Origin of the sequence: Asanoa sp. NPDC049573 (assembly GCF_040676615.1) — a bacterium.
Lineage (GTDB): Bacteria > Actinomycetota > Actinomycetes > Mycobacteriales > Micromonosporaceae > Asanoa.
Genome location: NZ_JBFAPI010000006.1, coordinates 326,369 through 341,264 on the forward strand (window position 1 = coordinate 326,369; position 14,896 = coordinate 341,264).

A 14,896-nucleotide genomic window follows, 5' to 3' on the forward strand; every position below is an offset into this window, starting at 1 on the left:
CCTCCGGGTGCGGGATCAGGGTTTGGTGGACGGGTCGGCGGCCATCACCCGGATGAGCTCCGCGAACAGGTCGAGGTCTTCGACGAAGTCCTCGGGACCGGTCTTCGGGCTGCCGCCGGTGGTGACCATCGTGTGGAAATACTCGAGCTCGTGGGTGTAGGGGTCCTTGAGGTGGGGCCGGTTGACCGACCGGTGCAGGCCGTCGCCGTGGGTCTCCTCGGTGATGAGCAGGGTCGGGAAGTGCCGGACATACGGCGTGTCGTACTGCACCCGCATGGTGGCGTGCTCGCCATAGACCTCGATGTGCGCGTCGAACCGGAGTTGCTGGTCGACCCCGGTCTCGTAGGTGACCAGATAGTCGTCGTACTCCAGCAGGGCCGTGATGAACTGCCCGTCACGCCACTGCCGGGCCGCCAGCACGCCGCGCGGCCGGCCGAGCAGCTCGCGCATGGCCGACAGGTCGTGGCTGCCGAGCCCGCAGAGCAGCCGGTAGGTGCCGGCCAGCACGTCCGGAACGGCACCGAGCGCGTCGGCGACCAGAGCGCGGCCCTTGGCCCACCGTTCTTCGACCTTCTCCCGGGGTACGTCCTGCGGCCGGTCCACGAAGATCGTCTGGTCGATGATCAACTGGTTCCGGCCGATGATGTCGTGCACCCGCGCGTAGTTGATCCGGCCCAGGTCGCCGATCCGCTCGGTGGCCTCGACGAACGCCGGCGCGAACCGCCGCATGTAGCCGACCATGACCACCGCTCCCGAGCGGTCCCGGGCAGCGATGATCCGCTCCGCCTCCCGCGGGCTGAGGCACATGGGCTTCTCCACGAGCACGTGCACGCCCCGGTCGAGCGCGGCGACCACGGCCTCGGCGTGGTACTCGTCGCTGTTGAGCACGAGCACGCAGTCCAGCCGCTGGTGGTCGAGCATCTCGGCGACATCGGCATATCGGTTCGGCACGCCGTACTGCCGTCCGATCCGGTCCAGCAGGCCGGGGGAGATGTCGCAGACGGCGGTGACCTCGAAGAGGTCCGGCAGGGACCGGAGCACCGGAAGGTGCACGACCTGGGCGACCTCGCCGAGTCCGATGACGCCCATGGACAACCGAGTCACGAGCAGACCCCTTCCGACGGTATGCAAAACGTTTTGCCAACTTCGGTGGGCGCAGCCTAACCACAGGTGTGCGGTGGGGGCAATGGGTCTTGTGAGGTGCCCGGGAACGGCCGTAGAGTGCGCGCTGGCAAAACGTTTTGCACCTCCGCCCTGAAGGAGGAACCATCGTGCGCCACGACTTCTCCCGCCGTTCCCTTCTCCTCGGCGCCGCCGGCCTGGCCGGTGCGGGCGCCCTCGGTGTCGCGCCGGCCTCGGCCGCGCCGCGCACCCCGCTCTGGAAGACCGCCAAGCAACGCGGCATCGTGTTCGGCTCGTCGACCGCGACCTGGCAGATCTCCGACCCCGACTACGCCGCGTTGTTCAACCGCGAAGCCGCCCTGCTGTTCACCGAGGACGACCTGCTCTGGTACCGGCTCAAGCCGACGCCGGACGCGGATCTCGACTTCAGCTACGCCGACCAGATCATCGCGTTCGCCGAAGAGCGGCACATGCGGGTGTTCGGCGCCCACCTCGTCTGGGACGAGGGCTTCGGCGACGGCTGGACCGAAGACGACCTCTGGGGCATGTCCGAGCAGCGGGCCCGCACGGTGCTCTTCGGCACCGCCCGCGCGGTGGTCCGCCGCTATCGTGGCCGGGTCGACGCCTGGAGTGTCGCCAACGAGGTCACCAGCCCCGAGGGGGAGCGCGGCTATCGCACCGACGTGCCGTGGTGGGAGCCGCTCGGGCCGTCCTACGTGGAGGAGGCCTTCCACGTGGCGCACGACGCCGATCCGCACGCGCTGCTGGTCATCAACGAGTTCGGCTTCGAGACCGTCAACGAGTACGGCGACGAGCCCGGACCGCGGCGCCGGGCCACCCTCCAGGTCATCGACAGGCTGCTCGACCGCGGTGCGCCGGTGCAGGCCCTCGGCGTGCAGGCGCACCTGTTGGCCGACCAGTTCCAGGACCGGTTCGACGCCCGCGCCTACACCCGCTGGCTGGGCGAGGTCGCCGACCGCGGCCTCCAGATCCTGATCACCGAACTCGACGTGCGGGACGACGGCCTGCCGGCCGACATCGCGGTCCGCGACGCCGGCGTCCGCGACGTCTACCGCCGCTACCTTGACGTCGCGCTCTCGTGCCGCGACGTGCGCGCGGTCATGGCGTTCGGCCTCTCCGACCGCTACACCTGGCTGGAAGAGGACTACCCGCGGGACGACGGCGCCGCACGACGCCCGCTCGCCTACGATGACGACCTGGCGCCGAAGCCGGCCTACACGGCGATCGCCAACCAGCTCGGCGGCGCACCGAACCGACCTCTACTGTGGAGCATTCCGGAATGACTGAAAACCGCCGGGCGCTGGTCGTCCGGGGCGGCTGGGACGGGCACGTGCCGGTCAGCGCGACCGACCGGTTCGTGCCGTTCCTCCGCGAACAGGGCTTCCATGTCGAGATCAGCGACACCCTCGACGTGTACGCCGATCCGGCCGCGATGGCCGGTCTCGACCTGATCGTGCAGTGCTGGACGATGGGCACCGCGACCGCCGAGCAGATCGACGGGCTGATCGGCGCCGTGCGCTCCGGCACCGGGTTCGCCGGCTGGCACGGCGGTGTGGTCGACTCGTTCCGTTCGTCGACCCGTTATCTGCAGATGACCGGCGGCCAGTTCGCCGAGCACCCCGACGACTTCGTCGACTACGAGGTCGAGGTCGTCGCCGCCCGGGCGGACCACCCGATCGTCGCCGGCCTGCCGGCCAAGTGGGCGCTGCACACCGAACAATATTGGGTGCTCACCGACGCGCTCAGCGACGTGCTCGCGACCACCCGGTTCCGCGCGACCGCCGACACCGCCTGGCGCGCCGACCTGGTGGTGCCGGCGGTCTGGACCCGGCAATGGGGCCAGGGCCGCATCTTCGTCTCGACGGTCGGCCACAAGCTCGACGACCTCGACCACCCGCAGGTGCGCACCCTCACCGAACGCGGCCTGCTCTGGGCGAGCCGACAGGCCTAAGGGCAATCGGGCGCCTTGCACCCCCGGCGGGCCTTCGCGTGCAGGTCGAAATCGTGCGCGCTGATCCGCACCAGCCTCAGCCGGGGGCGCATCGGCCCGCGCCGCCAGAACCACCGCACCCGGTCGAGTTCGCGGCGGGCCGCACCCTCGTCGGCGCGTGGGCAGCCGAACTCGTGATCACCGGCCGGCCAGTCGAGCCGCACCGCGAACACCATGTCGGCCGACGAACGGGCCTGCCTGGCGCCGCGCAGCGGCCCGCCGTCGCCGACGGTAGCGTCGAAATGCCTGGTCCACAGACTCTGCCACACACTCTTCCCCTTCGATGCATCCACTGTGCATGTCCGGCCGAGGGGGAAGACGCCGGCGTCCTTGATTTTACCCGTTACCCGGCGCCGGAAACCGTCGAGAAGTAATGCGTGACGAACGCGTCCGGGTTAACCGTTTCGGCGATCTCGTGTGGCCCGTTGTCGGTGGGCCGCCACCGGGTGCCGCCGTCGGCGGTGTCGACGGTGACCTCGCCGCGCGCAAACCCGCACAGCCCGGGCGCGAAGACCGAGGCGGCCGCCAGCGGGTCGTGGAAGGTCACCTCCGGCCGCTCGGTGAACCAGGCCGCGGCCATGTCGGCCACCGGCCGCAACAGCGGAAGGTCGCAGCGGGCCAGGAACTCGGGCGCGTCCATCCGCACGCGGCGGGTCACGTCCAGGCCCACCGACCGGTGCACCCGGACGGACGCCGCGTAGACCCGGGCCGCGGCGTGCGGATCGTTGTGCACGTTCCACTCCGGCCCGGTCGGATCGAGGAACCACCCACCCATCATGACCAGGCCCTTCAGCAGTGACGGGAGCACCGGGTCGACGGCGAACAGCAGCGCCACGTTGGTGAGCGGGCCGATGGTCAGCAGCGTGACCTCACCCGGGTGTGCGCGGATCGTGTGCCGCATGAACTCGACCGCCTCGCCGACCGGGAACACGTCGTCGTGCGGCCAGCGGGCGAGCGCGGCGGCCTGGGGCGGCGGCTTCTGCACGGGCGGCCCGACCAGCGGCACGCCGGCGCCCGGCAGGATCGGCACGTCGCGCCCGGCGACCCGGCAGAGCACGCTGGCTAGGCTGGCCCGGTCGACCGGCGCGGCGGTCACCGTGGTGATGCCGAGCAGCTCGCACTCCGGCTGGGCCAGCAGGTAGGCCAGGCAGACGGCATCGTCGATGTCGTTGCCGATGTCGGTGTCCAGCAGGACGAGCTCGGCCATCCGGCCATGATCCCAGCCTCAGGAGACCTCGGCCAACCGTTCGGCGAGGATGATCCGTGAGGCCGCCTGGATCAGCGCCAGGTGCGAAAAGGCCTGCGGGAAGTTGCCCAGGTGCCGCCCGGTCTTGGTGTCGAACTCTTCGGCGTAGAGGTTCATCGACGAGCCGACCTTCAGCAACCGCTCCATCAGCTCGATCCCGCGGGCCACCTCGCCGGTCGCGGTCAGGGCCGACACAAGCCAGAACGAGCAGATCAGGAACGAACCCTCCTTGCCGGAGAGGCCGTCGTCGGTCTCGTCGGTGCGATAGCGCAACACGAACCCCTCCTCGGTGAGGTCCTTGGCGATCGCGTCGACCGTGTTGCGCATCCGTTCGTCGCTGGGCGGCAGGAAGTTGTAGAGCACCGCGAGCAGCGTCGACGCGTCCAGGGCGTCGGTGTCGTAGTGCTGGCGCAGCACGCCGTCGTCGCGTACCCCGTGGGCCAGGATGTCGTCGTGGATCTCCTTGGCTGTCTCGGCCCAGCGCTTCTTCGCGTCGGGATGCCCACGGATCTCGGCCAGCCGCGACGCCCGGTCCATCGCGATCCAGCACATCAGCTTGGACGACACGTAGTGCTGGGGTTCGCCGCGCGCTTCCCAGATCCCCTGGTCGGGGTTGCGCCACACCTTGGCCGCGGAGTCGGCCTGGCTGGTCACGATGGGCCACAGCCGGCGCGGCATCCGCTGGCTGCGCCGGGTGTGCAGCAGGACCGAGTCGAGCACGGCGCCGAACACGTCATTTTGCCGCTGGTCGAACGCGCTGTTGCCGACCCGCACCGGCCGGGCGCCGCCGTACCCGGAAAGGTCGTCACGGGTCTTCTCGGTCAGGTCCCGGCGCCCGTCGATGCCGTACATGATCTGCAAGGTGCCGTCGTGGTTGGGTTCGATGTCGGCGACGAACTGCATGAACTCGTCGGCCTCCCAGTCCAGGTTGAGGTAGTGCAGCGCCTGCATGGTGAACGAGCTGTCCCGCATCCAGGTGAACCGGTAGTCCCAGTTGCGCTCGCCGTGTGGTGTCTCGGGCAGCGACGTGGTCAGCGCGGCGACCGTCGCGCCGGTCGGCATGTAGGTCAGCCCCTTGACGGTGATCGCCGAGCGTTGCAGGGCGTCACGCCAGCGGTGGTCCGGGATCCGCGCACCGGTCAACCAGTTCCGCCAGTAGGCCGTCGTGTTGTCGACGCAGGCCTGCGCGTCGGCGTAGCTGCCCGGCGTCGCGAGTTGGTCGGCCCAGGAGAGCACGCAGTACGCCCGCTGGCCGCGCTTGAGCCGCCGCCGCCCGCGGATCCGGTTGCCCTCGATGCCCATCGCCATGTCGGAGCGCAGCCGCACGGTGGTGCCCGCACCCGTGCCGTCGGCGACGTGCTGGTCATTGTCCACGAAGGACCAGGTGGCCGGCGTGCGGCCGTAGTCGAACGCCGGCTCGCAGACCATCTCGATATCGACGTGTCCGTCAAGACATTCGACGGTACGCACGAAAAGGTGATCGGCGTCGTCGTCGTAGGGCGGCCGGCTGTGCGGGGTGACCACGTCGGGCCCGTTGGTCGGCCCGATGCTCAGGGCGTCGCGCACCAGCAGCCATCCGGTCAGCGTCCGCCAGGTGGTCATCAGCACGTTGGTGCCCGGCTCGTAGTCGCGTGCGGTCGGATGGTTGATCCCGTAAGGCCCCAGCCGGAACATGCCGGCCTCGCGGTCGAGCACGCTGCCGAAGATGCTCGGCGAGTCGAACCGGGGCACGCACAGCCAGTCGACCGAGCCGTCCGGTGCGACCAGCGCCCCGGTATGGCAGTTGGACAGGAAGGCGTAGTCCTCGATCGGCGGGAACGGGGAGCGCGTCGCAGCCATGCTCACCCAGCCGCTCGCCGCGCGCGCGTTGCGCCCGCCGGCGGCGACCAGCCCGCCCGCCCCCGAGATCGCGGCGGCGGCCTCGGCGCTGTCCGGGTTCGTGGTCACAGTTCGACGGTAACCACGCGTACGACGCCGTATGCCGGAAATCGCGCAGAAGGCCCCGGCTCTCGCCGGGGCCTTCCACTGTGGTCGATCGTCAGCGCGCCGCGGTGCGGCGGAACTCGCCCGTGTCGTCGGGCGCCGAGCGCATCCCGGTGCGCTCCGGCCGCCAGACGGCCAGCGCCCAGATCACGAAGACCGCCATCGCGATCTCCAGCAACGACCAGAACGGGTAGTAGGGAATGAAGAAGAAGTTCGCCGTCGCGGACAGCACGGCGAAGAAGATGCCGACCGCCCGGGCCCAGCGCGCACCGGTGAAGAGCGCGAAGCCGGCGAGCGCGGCCAGCGCGCCCAGCACGATGTGCAGGATGCCCCAGCCGGTGGTGCTGAACGAGTAGAGGTAGTTGTTCGCCACCACGAAGAAGGATCCCCGCAGGACCGCGACGATGCCCATCACGAGCTGCCAGAGACCCATCATGACCAGCACGACCGCGGCGAAGATCGAACCGCTCGCCGCCCAGAGCTGCCTGCTCGATGTATCCCGCGTCATCGTGTCCCCCCGATGCTCGGACGTATTGCGCTCTTTCATCGTGGCACGATTTTCCGAATCGCGAGGTAAGTTCCTATTTTGGCCGCTCCTGCAGTTCGGCGAGCAGGCGGACAAGCCGATCCCGCCCAGCGGTGTCCGCCGGATCCTTGACCCGCACGACCAGCACGACCTCGGGCCCGTCGAGTGTCACGGTGAGGGCTAGGTGGCGGAGCAGTTCCTGTTCGCCGGCCAACCGCGCCACCGCGGCGACCGTCCCGAACCCGGCACCCCACCGCACCTCGGCGGCGACATCGGTCCGCTGCGCGAGCCGCCCCCCGCTGGGCCGCGCCGGCCCGGCCGACCCCCCGCCCCACGGCGAAGGCGGCGGCAACCGGTGCGTGGGAATTCGCATGACGACCTCCCAACCCCGAGATCACCGTCCCATCCCACCGCCCCGACCCGGACCACTTTGGCGTTGCTCGACGACCCGCTTGCGCCGCTCGTGCCGGCGTGTCTGTCGGCCGGCGTGTCGAGCCGGCCGGGGAAGGTGCTCCCGGTGCCGACATGTTTTCGCACGTACGTACATGCGAAAACATGTCTGCTCCGGGAGACCCTCCGGCCCGGGCGAGGTCACGTTCGGTGACGGGCGCGGCGGATGATGCGGGCGATCTGTGGGTAGTCGGCCTCAACGTCGGATAACGGCCGGATCGGATAGCTGCGCTCGGCCACCACGACGCGAACCGGGGGTGGCGCGGCCGGCAGGAGGCGCACGTGGAGTTCGCCCCACGGGGTCCAGTAATGCGGTGGCCCGGGCTTGCGCGGGTCGCGGTCGATGGGTGCGAAGTCCTGCCACTTGTCGCTCCAGCGGCGCACGTTGGGTAGCCCGGCCAGCCAGTGGGCGACCTTGTCGGCGTCGGCCTCGGCGAACGCGAGGTCGGTGCGGCGGACCTTGATGGGCACGCCCATCATGGCGGCGGCGAGTTGACCGTCGAGCAGGAACGGGACGTCTGCGTCGAGGCGCTTGGTCAAGCTGTTCGCGGTGCAGAGGTCGTCTTCCCGGGTGTCGTCGGACGCGGCGTCCATCCCGGCGTCCAGGTCGGCGTCGCGTTGTTCGACGCTGACACGCAACTGGAGACCGAGCGCGTCGAAGAGTCGGTCCAGCAGCGCGATGGTGGGCGCCACGTGGCCAGACTCGATCATGGAGACGTGTTGTTGTGTCGTCGCGGCGCGGCGGGCGAGTTGGGCCTGGGTCAGGGCCGCCTTCTCGCGTTCGGCGCGCAGCAGTGGGGCGATCGCCGTGGCCAGGCCGTATCCGTCTTCGTCCATGCCGCGATGGTGCCGGCGGGGTGTGACATCAGCCGGCGGCGAGGATGGCGGCCCGGGTGGGTACCGGGCCTACCGCGCCGTGGCCCTGGGTGGTCAGGGCGCCGGCGACGGCCGCGTAGTGTGCGGCCTCCTGCGGGGTGGCGCCGGAGACCAGGTTGGCCATGAACGCGCCGTCGAACGCGTCGCCGGCGCCGGTGCTGTCGACCGGGACCACCGGGTGCGGCTTGACCTCGGTCAGGGTGCCCTCGTGCCAGAGCAGCGCGCCGTCGGCGCCCATCTTGAGGACGACGGTGCGGGGGCCGCGGGCGGCGTACCAGTCGACCACGTCGCGCGGGTCCTGGGCGCCCGTCAGCAGGCGGCCTTCCTCGACGTTGGGGAACGCCACGTCGGCCAACTCAACGCTGCGGGCGACCACGGCGCGGGCCCGTTCCAGGGGCCAGAGCTGCGGGCGGTAGTTCGGGTCGTAGCTGACCAGCGTGCCGGCGGCGCGGGCGAGCGTCATCGCGTGGAAGGCGGCGTCGCAGGCGGACAGGCTGATCGCCTGGGTGATGCCGGACACATGCAGGGCCTTGGCGGCCGCGATCGCCGCTGCCGGGACGTCGGACGGTGCCAGGCGGCTCGCGGCCGAGTCGGCGCGGTAGTAGGTGAAGACACTGCTCGCGGGGTGGCGGGAGATGAAATAGACGCCGGTGCGCTCGCCCTCGGCCCGGACCACGTGCCGGGTGTCGATGCCTTCCGCCTGCCACAGGCCAAGAAACGCCTCGCCGAAGGGGTCGGCGCCGATCCGGGTCAGGTAGCCGGTGCGGGCGCCCGAGCGGGCGGCCGCCACGAGGAAGTTGGAGGTGTCGCCGCCGAAGCCGGTGGAGAACTGGCCGGCGCTGTCGAGCGTCTCGTGGCCGACGGTGCTGAACTCCAGCAGCGGTTCACCGATCGCGATGATGTCCATGGCGAGTGACAGTATGCGAGGGGAACCTTGCACCCTTCAACGCCCGAGGAGCAGCTATGATGTCGATCGCCCGGGACCTGCTCGCGGTCAGCCCGGTCGTGCCGGTCGTGGTGGTGGACGACGCGGCCGACGCCGTGCCGCTGGCGGAGGCGCTGTTGCGCGGCGGGGTCGGCATCATGGAGATCACCCTGCGCACCCCGGACGCCCTCCCGGCCCTGGTCGCGGTGGCCAAGGCGGTGCCGGAGATGCGGGTCGGCGCCGGCACGGTCGTCACCCCCGAACAGGTCGGGGCCGCCCGGGAGGCGGGAGCGACCTTTCTGGTCAGTCCGGGTGCGACCGGCACGCTGGTCGATGCGGCGCTGGCCTCGGGGCTGCCGTTCCTGCCCGGGGCCGGCACGGTGAGCGAGATGCTGGCCCTGGCGGAGCGCGGGCTCGACACGCTCAAGTTCTTCCCGGCCGAGGCGAGCGGCGGGCGTTCCTATCTCTCGTCGGTGGCCGGGCCGCTGCCCGGCCTGGCGTTCTGCCCGACCGGTGGGATCTCCGCCGGCACCGCCGCCGACTGGCTGGCCCTGCCCAACGTCGGCTGTGTGGGCGGGTCCTGGCTGACCCCGGCGGACGCGGTGCGCGGTCATGACTGGGACCGCATCGAGCGGCTCGCCCGGGAAGCGACGCGGCTGCGCGGATAACAGACTGTCGCACGCATGGTGGAGAGTAGAAGCGTGCAGGTGGGAATTCTCGGCCCGCTGGAGGTCATTTCCGACGGCGGGCCCGTCGAGGTGGGCGGCGCGCGGCTGCGGGCGCTGCTGACCCGGCTCGCCCTCGACGCCGGGCGGCCGGTCGGCACCGAGACGCTGGCCGACGCCCTCTGGGGTGACGCCCAGCCGGCCGACCTCGCCAACGCGCTGCAGTCCCTGGTGTCCAGGCTGCGCCGGACGGTGCCGGGGATCCCGGTGTTGCTGGGGCCGGGCGGCTACCGGCTCGACCTGCCGGGCGACGCGGTCGACGCCGAGCGGTTCACCGCACTGGCCCGCGACGGGCGCGACGCGCTGCGCGGCGGCGACCCCGACAAGGCGGTCCGGCTGTTGCGCGACGCGCTCGCCCTGTGGCGGGGGCCGGCGCTGGCCGATGTCGCCGACGCGCCGTTCGCCGTGGCGCCGGTGGCCCGTTTCGACGAGCTGCGGCTGGCGGCGCGCGAGGACCGGATCGAGGCCGAGCTTCAGCTCGCCGGGCCGGCCCACCTGGTCGCCGAGCTCGACGAGTTGGCCGCCGCGCATCCGCTGCGCGAGCGGGTTTGGGCGTTGCGGCTGCGGGCGCTCGCAGCCGCCGGGCGGCCGGCCGAGGCGCTCGCGGCCTACGCCGACTTTCGCCAGCGGCTCGCCGACGAGCTCGGCGCCGACCCGTCGGCCGAGTTGCGCGAGGCGCACCTGGCCGTGCTCCGCGGCGCCGACGAGCCACCGGCGGCCCGGGCGCGTGCCACGCGGGGCAACCTGCGGGCCGCGCTGACCAGCTTCGTCGGTCGCGGTGCCGAGCTCGGCCGGGTCGACCGGTTGCTCGGCGACGGGCGGCTGGTCACGCTCGTCGGGCCGGGTGGTGCCGGCAAGACCCGGCTGGCCACGGTCGCCGCCGCCGCGCGCGCCGAAGCCGGCCTCGACGCGGCCTGGATGGTCGAGCTGGCCCCCGTCACGGACCCGGCCGACGTGGTGCAGGCGGCGCTGGTCGCGATCGACGGGCGGGCGGCCGCGTTCAGCGAACCCGGTCGCCGGCAGGCCAACCGCGACGCGCTGACCCGGCTGGTCGAGGCGCTCGCGCCGATCGACGCGCTGGTCGTGCTCGACAACTGCGAGCACGTGGTCGATGCCGCCGCCCGGCTCGCCGACGAGCTGCTCGCCCGCTGCCCGCGGCTGCGCATCCTGGCCACCTCGCGCGAGCCGCTCGGCATCACCGGCGAGGCACTCTGCCCGCTGCCGCCGCTCGGCCTCCCCGACGCGCCGCCGGCCGGGGCCGAGGTCGACCTCGACGCCGTCCGCGGCTATCCGTCGATCCAGCTGTTCCACGACCGGGCCGAGGCGGTCCGGCCGGGGTTCGACGTCACCGCCGACAACGTCGACGACGTGGTGGAGATCTGCCGCCGCCTCGACGGGCTGCCGCTGGCCATCGAGCTGGCCGCGGCCAGGCTGCGCAGCCTGTCGACGGCGCAGGTCGCGGCCCGGCTCGACGACCGGTTCCGGCTGCTGACCGGCGGCAGCCGCACCGCGCTGGAGCGGCACCGCACGCTGCGGGCGGTGGTCGCGTGGAGCTGGGAGCTGCTGACCGTCGAGGAGCGGCGGCTGGTCGAGCGGCTCGCGGTGTTCCCGTCGACGATCACCGCGGAGAGCGCCGCCGGGGTGGCCGCGCCCGATGCCACCGTCGACGCGGTCGCCGACCTGCTCGCCGCGCTGGTCGACAAGTCGTTGCTGCAGGTGGCCGGCGACGGGCGCTACCGGATGCTGGAGACCATCCGCGAATACGGGCTGGAGCAGTTGGTCGCCGCCGGCGAGGCGCCCCGGCTGCGGTCCGCGCACGCCGCCTACTTCCTGGCCCGGGCCGAGTTGATGGAGCCCCGCCTGCGCACCCGCGACCAGCTGCGGTGGCTCGACGCGTTCGACGCCGATCGGGCCAACATGATCGGCGCACTGCACTATGCGGCCGAGACCGACGACGCGGCGACCGCGATCCGGCTGGCGGCGGCGTTGACCATGCCGTTCACCATCCGTGGCGATCACGAGCAGGCGGTCGCGCTGCTGGGCCGGGCGCTGGCCGCGCATGGTCCGGCGCCGGCCGCGCACCGCGCCGTGGTCACCGCCCTGTTCCTGCTCAACTCGGTCTTCACCGGCAGTTGGCCCGGTGACGCGGCCGTCGAGGAGCTGAAAGGCCTGGTCCGGGCGGCGCCGGCGAAGGCGCACCCGTTCCTGCCGGTGATCGAGCCGATCATGACGCTGTTCACCGACGACACCGAAAACGGGCTGGCGGCGATCGCGCGCGGGCTGCCGGACGCCGACCCGTTCACCCGCGGCATGCTGCTCTCGCTCAGCGGCAGCATCAAGGAGAACGACGGCGACGCCGACGGGATGCTCGCCGACCTGACCGCGGCGGCCGAGATCCAGCGTGAGCTCGGCGAGCGGTGGAGCCTCGGCATGACACTGGGCTCACTGTCCGACGCGTTGGCCAAGCGCGGCGACCTGGCCGGCGCGACCGCGGCACTGGAGGAGGCATCGCGGCTGGCCGCCGAGCTCAACGCCCGCGAAGACCTCGGCTACCAGCGGGTCTGGACGGCCAACCTGCGGGCCCAGGCCGGCGACCTCGCCTGGGCGCGGGCCGACCTCGAGCGCTTCCTGGCCGAGTCGACCCGGGAGGGGATGGCCAACCGCACGGCCGCGTTCGTGGTGATGATGCTCGGCGAATACGACCGCCGGGAGGGCAAGCTGGCCAGCGCCCGCGAGCGCTACCGGCAGGCCGACGAGATGCAGAAGCTGTCGCCGCTGATCGCGCCGCAGTTCCGCGGCATGCTGTGCGGGTTCGAGGCACACGTCGCGATCGCCGAGGGGCGGATGGACGACGCGCGGCGGCTGGTCGCCGAGGGCGTCAAGGGCGCCATGCTCGGCAAGGACATGCCGGTCATCGCGCTGATCGCGGTGGCCACCGTGTCGCTGTGGGCCGCGCTCGACGAGCCGGAGCGGGCGGCCGAGGCGCTCGGCGCCTCCGACTCGCTGCGCGGCAGTCCCGACCTGTCCAACGGCGATGCCGTGTCGCTGAGCGAGAAGCTCCGGGCCCGACTGGGCGACGCGGCCTACGACGCGGCCTACGGCCGTGGCCGCGCGCTGAGCCGGGCCGACGCGCTCGCGCTCGTCGACCCGGCCCACTATCCCGACTTCACACCCGGCGGCGATAGAACCTGACCGCAAGCGGCGCGAAGACCACGATGATGCCCACCGACCAGAGCAGCGACTTGGTGACCGTGTCGCCGACCGGGCCGCCGTTCATCAACGCCCGCGCCGCGTCCATCACCGAGGCCACGGGGTTGATCCGCACCCAGGCCTGCAACCAGCCGGGGAGCGTGTCGGTCGGCACCATCATGTTGGTGCCGAAAGTGAGCGGGAAGAGCAGCAGGAACGCCGTGCCCTGCACCGCGCCCGGCTCCCGCATGATGACGCCGAGCAGCACGAAGATCCAGGTGATCGACGCGGCGAAGAAGATCACCAGCAGGCACGCGGCCAGGGCGTGCAGCGGGTCGGTGCCGATCCGGTAGCCGGTCGCGTAGCCGAAGCCGAGCAGCACCACGATCGAGACCACGAAGCGCACCAGGTCACCGACCACCGAGCCGATCAGCGGCGCGGACCGGGCGATCGGCAGGCTGCGGAAGCGGTCGAAGACGCCCTTCTTCACGTCGGTGTTGAGCGAGAACCCGGTCGCCACCGAGGCGAACATGACCGACTGCACCATGATCGCGGGAAGCAGGAAGGTCAGGTAGCCGACCTGCGAGCCCTGGATCGCGCCGCCCAGCAGGTAAACGAAGATCACCACGAACATCACCGGCTGGAGGGTGACGTCGAGGAGCTGTTCCGGCGTGCGCAGCGTCTTGATCAGGCTGCGCCGGGCCAGCGCCAGGCTGTGCCGGACCAGCCGGAAGGGCCGCGCCGGCGGCTGGCCCTTGGTCAGGGTGGAGCCGGCCGGCGTCCGCGTGTTCGGGCCCGCCCCGTGGTCGCGCTCGATCGTCGTGGTCATGCCGCCACCTCCACCTTCTCGTCGTCGTCGGCGGTCGCCTTCTTGCCGGTCAGCGTGAAGAACACCTCGTCGAGGCTGGGCAACCGCAGCGACAGTTCCATCACGCCGATGCCGGCCTCGTCGATCCGCCGGACGACCGTCGCGAACGCCTGGTCGTCGTCGACCGGCACGGTCAGCACACCGCGGCCGGGTGACTCGGGGTCGCGGTCCGAGATCGCGGCCAGGATGGTCGCGACCTCGCCGAGCCGGGCCGGGTCGATCGGGCGGACCAGGATCGTCTGGCCGCCGGCGATCTGCTTGAGCTGCGCCGGCGTGCCGTGCGCGATGACCTTGCCGTGGTCGATCACCGAGATGTCGTCGGCGAGCGCGTCGGCCTCGTCGAGGTACTGCGTGGTGAGCAGCACTGTGGAGCCGTCGTTGACCAGCGACCGGACGACGCCCCACATGTCTTCGCGCTTGGCCGGGTCGAGGCCGGTGGTCGGCTCGTCGAGGTAGATCACGGCCGGCCGGCCGACCAGGCTCGCGGCCAGGTCGAGCCGGCGGCGCATGCCACCGGAGTAGGTCTTCGCCGGCCGGTTGGCCGCCTCGGTCAGGTCGAACCACTCCAGCAACTCGGCCGCCCGCGAGCGGGCGTCGCGGCGGCGCAGGTCGAGCAGTTCGCCGATCAGCGTCAGGTTCTGGGTGCCGGTCAGGTCCTCGTCGACCGACGCGTACTGCCCGGTCAGGCCGATCAGCCGGCGCACCGCCGCGGCGTCCTTCACCACGTCGAACCCGCCCACCGTCGCCCGCCCCTCGTCGGGCCGGAGCAGCGTCGCCAGGATCCGCACCGCCGTGGTCTTGCCGGCGCCGTTGGGCCCGAGCACACCCAGGACGGTGCCCTGTTCGGCGGCCAGGTCGATGCCGGCCAGGGCAGTGGTCTTGCCGAAGCGCTTGACCAGGCCCTCGGCCTGGAATGCCACGCTCATCGCGTTCCCCCTTGGTCGTCTTTCACGAGACCAAGATGGCCGGACCCAC

The 14,896-nt window shown here is 71.7% G+C and carries 14 protein-coding genes; 4 read left to right on the forward strand and 10 right to left on the reverse strand.

Going from position 1 to position 14,896, the window contains the following annotated elements; translation table 11 throughout:
• Positions 1-15 precede the first annotated feature (15 nt).
• Complete coding sequence (locus AB0J74_RS16980; protein ID WP_363448696.1) at positions 16-1,104, reverse strand: Gfo/Idh/MocA family oxidoreductase; 1,089 nt, start codon at positions 1,102-1,104, stop codon at positions 16-18.
• Positions 1,105-1,271: 167 nt separating this feature from the next.
• Between AB0J74_RS16980 and AB0J74_RS16985 the strand changes: the two genes are divergently transcribed.
• Entirely contained in the window at positions 1,272-2,426 is a 1,155-nt protein-coding gene (locus AB0J74_RS16985) for an endo-1,4-beta-xylanase (protein ID WP_363448698.1), read from the forward strand.
• On the forward strand, positions 2,423-3,094 hold the full coding sequence (locus AB0J74_RS16990) for a ThuA domain-containing protein (RefSeq protein WP_363448700.1): 672 nt from the start codon (positions 2,423-2,425) through the stop codon (positions 3,092-3,094). The genes AB0J74_RS16985 and AB0J74_RS16990 overlap by 4 nt, the downstream gene beginning before the upstream one ends.
• On the opposite strand, the gene AB0J74_RS16995 is transcribed toward AB0J74_RS16990, so the two are convergent.
• The 7 genes from AB0J74_RS16995 to AB0J74_RS17025 all read right to left on the reverse strand — a co-directional run bounded on the left by AB0J74_RS16995 (position 3,091) and on the right by AB0J74_RS17025 (position 9,121).
• Positions 3,091-3,402 carry a hypothetical protein gene (locus AB0J74_RS16995; protein ID WP_363448702.1) on the reverse strand — a complete coding sequence of 104 codons (312 nt, stop codon included), beginning with the start codon at positions 3,400-3,402 and terminating at the stop codon, positions 3,091-3,093. The genes AB0J74_RS16990 and AB0J74_RS16995 overlap by 4 nt on opposite strands.
• Before the next feature lie 74 nt (positions 3,403-3,476).
• Positions 3,477-4,340 (reverse strand): nucleoside hydrolase, encoded by an 864-nt coding sequence (locus tag AB0J74_RS17000; RefSeq protein ID WP_363448704.1) that lies wholly within the window; start codon positions 4,338-4,340, stop codon positions 3,477-3,479.
• Between the two features lie 18 nt (positions 4,341-4,358).
• Positions 4,359-6,326: a glycoside hydrolase family 15 protein gene (locus tag AB0J74_RS17005; protein WP_363448706.1), complete on the reverse strand. Its 1,968-nt coding sequence runs from the start codon at positions 6,324-6,326 to the stop codon at positions 4,359-4,361.
• A 91-nt stretch (positions 6,327-6,417) separates the two neighbouring features.
• On the reverse strand, positions 6,418-6,870 hold the full coding sequence (locus AB0J74_RS17010) for a hypothetical protein (RefSeq protein ID WP_363448708.1): 453 nt from the start codon (positions 6,868-6,870) through the stop codon (positions 6,418-6,420).
• 73 nt (positions 6,871-6,943) lie between these two features.
• Positions 6,944-7,261 (reverse strand): hypothetical protein, encoded by a 318-nt coding sequence (locus AB0J74_RS17015; RefSeq protein ID WP_363448710.1) that lies wholly within the window; start codon positions 7,259-7,261, stop codon positions 6,944-6,946.
• Positions 7,262-7,479: 218 nt separating this feature from the next.
• On the reverse strand, positions 7,480-8,175 hold the full coding sequence (locus AB0J74_RS17020; protein ID WP_363448712.1) for a helix-turn-helix transcriptional regulator: 696 nt from the start codon (positions 8,173-8,175) through the stop codon (positions 7,480-7,482).
• Positions 8,176-8,203: 28 nt separating this feature from the next.
• Positions 8,204-9,121, reverse strand: coding sequence for a sugar kinase (locus AB0J74_RS17025; RefSeq protein ID WP_363448714.1), 918 nt, complete (start codon positions 9,119-9,121; stop codon positions 8,204-8,206).
• A gap of 56 nt (positions 9,122-9,177) precedes the next feature.
• Here AB0J74_RS17025 and eda point away from each other — a divergent pair, with 56 nt between their 5' ends.
• Positions 9,178-9,807 (forward strand): bifunctional 4-hydroxy-2-oxoglutarate aldolase/2-dehydro-3-deoxy-phosphogluconate aldolase, encoded by a 630-nt coding sequence (gene eda / locus AB0J74_RS17030; protein WP_363448716.1) that lies wholly within the window; start codon positions 9,178-9,180, stop codon positions 9,805-9,807.
• Positions 9,808-9,822: 15 nt separating this feature from the next.
• Positions 9,823-13,056 (forward strand): BTAD domain-containing putative transcriptional regulator, encoded by a 3,234-nt coding sequence (locus AB0J74_RS17035; RefSeq protein WP_363448718.1) that lies wholly within the window; start codon positions 9,823-9,825, stop codon positions 13,054-13,056.
• On the opposite strand, the gene AB0J74_RS17040 is transcribed toward AB0J74_RS17035, so the two are convergent.
• Entirely contained in the window at positions 13,031-13,882 is an 852-nt protein-coding gene (locus AB0J74_RS17040) for an ABC transporter permease (protein ID WP_363448720.1), read from the reverse strand. The two genes, AB0J74_RS17035 and AB0J74_RS17040, sit on opposite strands and share 26 nt — an antisense overlap.
• Positions 13,879-14,847: an ATP-binding cassette domain-containing protein gene (locus AB0J74_RS17045; RefSeq protein ID WP_363448722.1), complete on the reverse strand. Its 969-nt coding sequence runs from the start codon at positions 14,845-14,847 to the stop codon at positions 13,879-13,881. Before AB0J74_RS17045 ends, AB0J74_RS17040 begins: the two co-directional genes overlap by 4 nt.
• Positions 14,848-14,896 lie beyond the last annotated feature (49 nt).